7 protein-coding genes are annotated in these 6881 nt (G+C 62.0%); 3 read left to right on the forward strand and 4 right to left on the reverse strand.

All coding sequences use genetic code 11. The features are described 5' to 3' along the window. The 4 genes from ACJWXQ_RS07985 to ACJWXQ_RS08000 all read right to left on the reverse strand — a co-directional run. On the reverse strand, positions 1-1975 hold a 1975-nt coding region (locus ACJWXQ_RS07985; RefSeq protein ID WP_406672544.1), incomplete at its 3' end, for an acyl-CoA dehydrogenase. Positions 1976-2135: 160 nt separating this feature from the next. Beyond that, positions 2136-2969: a carboxylating nicotinate-nucleotide diphosphorylase gene (nadC, locus tag ACJWXQ_RS07990; protein WP_346050250.1), complete on the reverse strand. Its 834-nt coding sequence runs from the start codon at positions 2967-2969 to the stop codon at positions 2136-2138. A 50-nt stretch (positions 2970-3019) separates the two neighbouring features. Further along, on the reverse strand, positions 3020-3541 hold the full coding sequence (locus ACJWXQ_RS07995; protein ID WP_346050248.1) for a TIGR02281 family clan AA aspartic protease: 522 nt from the start codon (positions 3539-3541) through the stop codon (positions 3020-3022). A 189-nt stretch (positions 3542-3730) separates the two neighbouring features. Next, a complete protein-coding gene (locus tag ACJWXQ_RS08000) occupies positions 3731-4345 on the reverse strand; it encodes a urate hydroxylase PuuD (protein WP_346050246.1) in 615 nt (204 codons plus the stop codon). 182 nt (positions 4346-4527) lie between these two features. Here ACJWXQ_RS08000 and ACJWXQ_RS08005 point away from each other — a divergent pair, with 182 nt between their 5' ends. The 3 genes from ACJWXQ_RS08005 to ACJWXQ_RS08015 all read left to right on the forward strand — a co-directional run. After that, positions 4528-5112: a Fe-Mn family superoxide dismutase gene (locus ACJWXQ_RS08005; RefSeq protein ID WP_346050244.1), complete on the forward strand. Its 585-nt coding sequence runs from the start codon at positions 4528-4530 to the stop codon at positions 5110-5112. A 62-nt stretch (positions 5113-5174) separates the two neighbouring features. Beyond that, a complete protein-coding gene (locus ACJWXQ_RS08010) occupies positions 5175-5429 on the forward strand; it encodes a DUF1289 domain-containing protein (protein ID WP_346050242.1) in 255 nt (84 codons plus the stop codon). 86 nt (positions 5430-5515) lie between these two features. Continuing rightward, the coding region (locus ACJWXQ_RS08015; protein ID WP_406672545.1) for a hydantoinase B/oxoprolinase family protein at positions 5516-6881 on the forward strand (1366 nt) is incomplete at its 3' end.

A 6881-nucleotide genomic window follows, 5' to 3' on the forward strand; every position in this document is an offset into this window, starting at 1 on the left:
CGATGATGTACAGCGATTCCTGACAGGCCCAGTGGAGCATGGGCAGGTCCGAAGCAGGACGACCCTGGTCTTCGAACTGCTTGAGCATGCTCGAGCCCATGTAAAGGTGGCTGAGGACATCACCGAAGCGGGCGGAGAGTCTCTCCTTGCGCTTGAGTTCGCCGCCAAGCAACAGCAGCGTCACATCGGCGGAGAAGGCGAAGGCCGCACTCATGCGAGAGAACTGACGATAATAACGGCTGACCTCACCCGCTTCAGGCGTGCGGATGAACAGACCCCGGGTCAGGCCGGTGACGAAGGCACGAACCGCATTGCTGATGGTGAAGCCCACGTGGGAGAAGAGGGCGCGGTCAAACTTGCGCACCGCCTGCTCCTCATCTTCCATGCCCACACACTCCATCTCCTTGAGGAGATAGGGGTGGCAGCGGATGGCGCCCTGGCCAAAGATCATCAGGCTGCGGGTGAGGATATTGGCACCCTCCACCGTGATACTGATGGGAATGGACTGGTAGGTGCGGGCCAGGTAGTTGCCTGGGCCCATCATCACGCCCTTGCCACCGTGGATATCCATGGCGTCACCCACGACCTGGCGCATGCCCTCGGTGCAGTGGTACTTGAGAATGGCCGAGAGCACTGATGGTTTTTCACCCAGATCCAGGGCGCCGGCAGTCATGCGCCGCATGGCTTCCATGCGGTAGGTGTAGGCCCCGATACGGGCTAGACCTTCTTCAACACCCTCGAACTTGCCAATGGGGGTCTTGAACTGCTTGCGAACCCGGGCATAGGCGCCCGTCGCTCGGCTGGACAGCTTGCCGGCACCGGTGCCCAGGGCCGGGAGGGAGATGGCCCGGCCTACCGACAGGCAGTTCATGAGCATGCGCCAGCCCTCACCGATGTACTCCTGATCCCCGATCAGGTATTCCATAGGTATGAACACATCCTTGCCGCGGGTAGGTCCGTTCTGGAAGGAGGCATTGAGGGGGAAATGGCGGTCGCCAATCTCCACGCCCGGCGTGTCGGTGGGGATCAGGGCCAGGGTAATGCCCAGGCTCTTCTTGTCACCCAACAGTCCATCCGGGTCATAGGCCTTGAAGGCCACGCCCAGCAAGGTGGCCACCGGGGCCAGGGTGATATAGCGCTTATCCCAGTTGAGCCGGAAGCCCAGCACTTCCTTGCCGTTGTGCTCACCCTTGCAGACGATCCCGGTATCGGGGATGGCGCCCGCGTCGGAGCCGGCATGGGGGCCGGTCAGGGCGAAACAGGGGATTTCCTCGCCCTTGGCCAGCCGCGGCAGATAGTAGTCCTTCTGTTTGTCAGTACCGTAATGGAGCAAGAGCTCACCCGGCCCGAGGGAATTGGGCACCATCACGGTCACACCGGCGGAAGGACTGCGACTGGCAACCTTCATCACCACCGAGGAGTGGGCCAGGGCGGAGAAGCCGAGGCCACCGTATTCCTTGGGAATGATCATGCCGAAGAAACGGTTGTCGCGCAGGAAATCCCACACCGGTGCGGGCAGATCGTTGAGCTCATGAGTGATCTGCCAGTCATCGATCATCTTGCAAAGCTCTTCGGTGGGTCCGTCCACGAAGGCCTGTTCCTCGTCAGTCAGCTGCGGCGAGGGATAGCTCAGGAGCTTGTTCCAGTCCGGCTGGCCGGTAAACAGGTCAGCGTCCCACCAGGTGTTGCCCGCATCCAGGGCCACCCTCTCGGTCTGAGAAATAGGGGGCATGACCGAACGGAACCAGTTCAGCAGCCGGCTGCTGAACACTGCCCGCCGCAGGGGCAGGACGTTCAGGGGAATGGCCACAGCCAGGAAAACAATGGTGGCCACCAGCGGCAGGCTGCCGGAGATAAGCCAGTTGGCCCCGATCAGGGCGGCGAAGGCGCCGGTCCATACGGGGAGGCTCGCCCGGATATAGGCCAGGGAAAGGGCCAGGGCGATGGTGACGAGAAACCAGACAAGGCCGGACATGGTCGTCCTCCTGTTCGAGATGTCGAAATGAAGCTGTTGAGTGCCCGGAAGGGCAAAATTCAAACGCTTGTTTCACGGGCCGCTCAGCATACCATATTGGGCGGCGAGCGAAATCTGATTTGGGTCAAGCTGTGCCGGAATATCTCGCTGCCCCAGCGGCTCAGGGATCCAGCCGCATGGACAGGTCGATGGCGCGAATGTGCTTGGTGAGCGCGCCGACGGAAATGAAATCCACCCCGGTATCAGCGACTCCGCGCAGCGCCTCCTCAGTGAGCCCTCCGGAGGCTTCCAGCTTGGCGCGCCCGGCGTTGATTTTCACTGCCTCGCGCAGGCCGGGGAGGTCAAAATTGTCCAGCATCAGGATGTCGGCACCCGCTGTCAGGGCCGCATCCAGCTCGCTCAGGTCTTCCACTTCCACTTCGACCGCGACCCCGGGGTGGTGTCGCCTGGCTTCCGCCACTGCCGCACCAATCCCGCCGCAGGCAGCGATGTGGTTCTCCTTGATCAGGATACCGTCGAACAGGCCCACACGGTGGTTATGGCCACCACCGCAGCGTACAGCATATTTTTGCGCGGTGCGCAGGCCGGGGAGGGTCTTGCGGGTATCCAGAATACGGGTGTTGCTGCCAGCCACCAGGGCGACATAGCGGGCGGTTTCGGTGGCGGTGGCGGACAGAGTCTGGAGGAAATTGAGGGCAGTCCGTTCAGCGGTCAACAGACTTCGTGCCGGGCCGTAGAGACGGGCAAAGCGGGTATCCGCCGCCAACTGCTGGCCTTCCCGGGCAAGCCATTCCACCCTGATCTGGGGATCAATGCGGGAAAACACGGCCTCGGCCCAGGGCGTGCCGCAGAGAACCGCCGCCTCGCGGGTGAGAATGTAGCCCTGGGCCTGGCGGTCAGCCGGAATCAGAGCGGCAGTGAGATCGCCGTCGCCCAGATCCTCCTCAATGGCGCGGTCAACCTGTTTGTCCAGATCCTTGGGTAAGGGCAGCACAGCGGTCTCCTGGGAGAAATCGGGCGCGGAATTATACCGCCGATGGGCGTTCAGTGTCGGGCGGGTTGCCGGATCACCAGGGTGCCGTCGCGCTGCTCCATTTCCAGCGGGCCGAGAAAGCTCATGCCCAGCAGGACTTCATCCAGGTCCATATGGGGGTTGATGGTAGCGCGCACATCGTCCTGGCGGATGCCGCCCAGGCTGACACTCTCGAGCTGGGTGAGGTAGCTGTTCACCCGACCGCCGGCAGTGCGGGTGGGGATGGCGGCGCCACGTTCCAGTCCCAGCTTCCGGGCCAGGTGTCCGGGGACGGAAATGCCGGTGGCACCGGTATCGATGAGAAAGCGGACCGGCTCGCCGTTGATGTGACCACTGGCCAGATAATGACCCTGGGGATTTCGGTCGAGACGAATCTCCAGGCTGCCATCCTGCAGGGCCTGGGCGCTGACGGCCTGGTTGGGGTGCTGGCGTTGGTCCAGAATCCGCTCAAAGGCCAGGGTAAGCACGCCCAGGGCCAGCAACAGGCCCACCAGGAGCATGATGAATTCGGGGCGGCCACGGCCGGTTTGCAAGCGGATTGGCTTCATGGGGCCAGTATAGGGTGCCCGGGTTGGTGCGACAAAGAAGATCTGGTGAAGGGGGGGGATTTTGGTCGTGTTGGTGGGTGGCTTAGGTTTTGTCGAGAGCCCTTCGATGACGGATAGCCAAAAAAACGGCCCGCCGAAGCGGGCCGTTGCGCTTGATGGTCGGGGGTGCTCCGTTCAGAGGGCGAGCACCGAGACGCCACCCCTGGCGGCGACCATGAACATGAGCATGGGAATGGACAGGACCACATTGGTGCGCGAGGCCATCTTGGCGATCTGCTTGGCCTTGGTCTTTTCCTCGTCACTGGCCTCGACAATACCCAGAACCTTCTTCTGGTTCGGCCAGATCAGTGCCCAGACATTGATCAGCATGATGGTCCCGAGCCAGACGCCGATGCCCATGGGCAGGCCGTAGGCGGCGTCGAACCCGCCAGCAAAGCCCAGGGTGAAGACATTGGCGAACTGCTGGATGATGGCGAGATAGATGGCGCCGGACACCCAGGTAGCGACGGCGGCCCAGCGGAACCAGAGCAGTGCCGTGGGGGCCACGAAGCGGTTGATGGGGGCTGCCTCACTGCCGGCCTGGGCCACCGCCGGAATCTGGACGAAGTTGAAATAGTAGAGCAGGCCAATCCAGACAATGCCGGCAATGACGTGAATCCAGCGCCAGAACTCGGCGTGATTGAAGTCAAACCAGCTACCGGTGGCGGTGAGGTTGACCACCACGCCCAGAATCACCGCGAGCACAAAGCCCAGGATCCAGACACCCTTGATGGAATTGAGTGGATTCATTCTTGTGTACCTCTCGTTGGTTTCGAGACTTGACAGATGGTGGATAATGGAAACGCGTTCCAGGAGAGCGCTGGAACGTACCCCCTAAACCCTAGGACAGAACCGGTGGATTACAAGGCCTGCCCGGATTGCGGGCGCGGCCGGCCGGTATTATCCCAATGAGCCACACTAAGGAGGCCCGAGTGAGTCACGAGTTGATGCAGCTGCCCTATGCCATGGATGCCCTGGAGCCCCATATCAGCCGGGAAACCCTGGAATATCACTACGGCAAGCACCACCAGACCTACGTCAATACCCTCAATGGCCTGGTGGAGGGCACGCCCGATGCCGAGCTGAGTCTGGAAGACTTGGTGAAAAAGGCCAGCGGCAAACTGTTCAACCAGGCCGCCCAGGTCTGGAACCACAACTTCTACTGGCAGTCTCTCAGCCCCAATGGCGGCGGTGAGCCGGACGGTGAGCTGAAAGCCGCCATCGAGAAGCGCTGGGGCTCGGTGGATGCCTTCCGCAAGGAGTTCACCGAACAGACCGTGGCCAATTTTGCCTCCGGTTGGGGCTGGCTGGTGAAGAAAGCCGATGGCAGCCTGGATATCGTGCAGACGGATGATGCTGAAACTCCGCTGAGCGATGACAGTCTCACGCCGCTGCTCACCTGCGATATCTGGGAGCATGCCTATTACATCGACTATCGCAACGCCCGCCCCAAGTACATGGAGGCGTTCTGGAAGCTGGTGAACTGGGAGTTCGCCGCGGCCAATCTGGCCAAATAATGTACAATGCGAGGCCCGCGCAGCCCGCGCGGGCCTTCATTTGAGTGACCGAGACATCAGCCATGAGCAAGGCAGTCGTACGCCAGTACCTCAAATCCCCGGCCGACCACGAGCCTGACCGGCAGTCGCCGCGCGCCATGCCGGCCAGTCCCGAACCGCCGGAATCCCCCTGTGTGGGTGTCTGCACAATGGATGACGAGGGCTATTGCATGGGCTGCTTTCGCTCACTGACGGAAATTGCTCAATGGAGTCAGTTGAGTCCCGAAGAGCAGTGGGAAGTGGTGCGCCAGTTGCCCGAGAGGGACCCTGCCGGCTAGACAATCCATGGCCTCATCCTTGGCCGTTTGTTTCCCGCCCCCCGGCCAAGTACCCTTGAGGTCCATTCATCGGATGGGGGGTCAGCTTGGATCCGGTTCGACTGTCCGTTTTCATCAATCGCATCAACAGCATTTGTGAGCAGATGGGCGCAGTGCTGCGCCGGGCCGCCTTTTCCCCGAATATCCGTGACCGGCTGGATTTTTCCTGTGCCCTTTTTGATGCCCGTGGTGAACTCTGCGCCCAGGCGGCCCATATTCCCGTCCATCTGGGCAGCATGGCCCATGCCATGCGAGATGTGGTGGATGTCCGCGACTGGGCGGCAGGTGACATCCTCGCCCTCAATGACCCCTATCTCGGCGGAACCCATCTGCCGGATGTAACCGTGATCATGCCGGTTTTCGAGGCGGGGCGGCTGCTCGGCTTTGTCGCCAACCGCGCCCACCACTCCGACATTGGTTCCAGCAGCCCCGGTTCCCTGCCGCTGTCCCGGGACCTGGATGACGAGGGCGTCATCATTCCGCCGACCTTGATTGGTCGCCATGGTGATCTGGATCAGACGGTGATGGCTACCCTGACAGGGCGAATGAACAACCCCGCCCTGGTGGCGGGCGATTTTGCTGCCCAGGTCGCCTCGGTTCGCGCCGGGGTCGAACAACTCCGATTGCTGGCGGCCGATCATCAGGGGGCGCAATGGGATCAGGCCCTTGCCGCCATAAACGATTATGCCGAACGCATGGCCAGGACCACCCTGTCTCGCATCCCTTCGGGTCGGTATTGTTTTACCGATTACATGGATGATGATGGCTTTGGTGCCGAGGATATTCCCATCCGGGTATGCCTGAAGGTGGAGCGGGGCGATGTGACGGTGGACTTTGATGGCACTGCCGATCAGGTGGCGGGAAACATCAACTGTCCTCTGTCGGTGACCGCGGCTGCGGTACTGTACGTCTTCCGTTGTCTGATGCCGGCGGAGATGCCGGCCTCGGCAGGCGCCTTTCGAGGTGTCAGCATCCAGGCGCCGGTCGGCAGCCTGGTCAATGCCCGTCCCCCCGCAGCAGTGGCGGCGGGCAATGTGGAAACCAGCAGCCGCGTGGTGGATACACTCATTGGCGCACTGGCTCAGGCCATACCGGATGAAATGCCCGCGGCCAGTCAGGGCAGCATGAACAACCTTGCCATGGGGTCGCTCAGCGGTCGGCGATGGGATTACTACGAGACCCTGGGCGGTGGCGGCGGGGCCCATCGGGCCGGGCCGGGCCTGGATGGGGTGCATACCCATATGACCAACACCCTCAATACCCCGGTGGAGGTAGTGGAAATGAACTGGCCACTGCGGGTTCTGCGCTATGCCTACCGGCCGGATTCCGGTGGGCGGGGCCGCCATCGGGGCGGTTGGGGCCTGGCCCGTGAGTATCAGTTTCTCGACAAGGCAGAGGTCAGCATCATCAGCG

It is taken from the genome of Natronospira sp. (genome assembly GCF_007134575.1).
GTDB lineage: Bacteria > Pseudomonadota > Gammaproteobacteria > Natronospirales > Natronospiraceae > Natronospira > Natronospira elongata.

Coding starts and splice junctions, on each gene's coding strand:
- ACJWXQ_RS08010 (WP_346050242.1), top strand. CDS start 5,175: ATGAGCAAGGCAGTCGTACGCCAGTACCTCAAATCCCCGGCCGACCAC.
- ACJWXQ_RS08000 (WP_346050246.1), bottom strand. CDS start 4,345: ATGAATCCACTCAATTCCATCAAGGGTGTCTGGATCCTGGGCTTTGTG.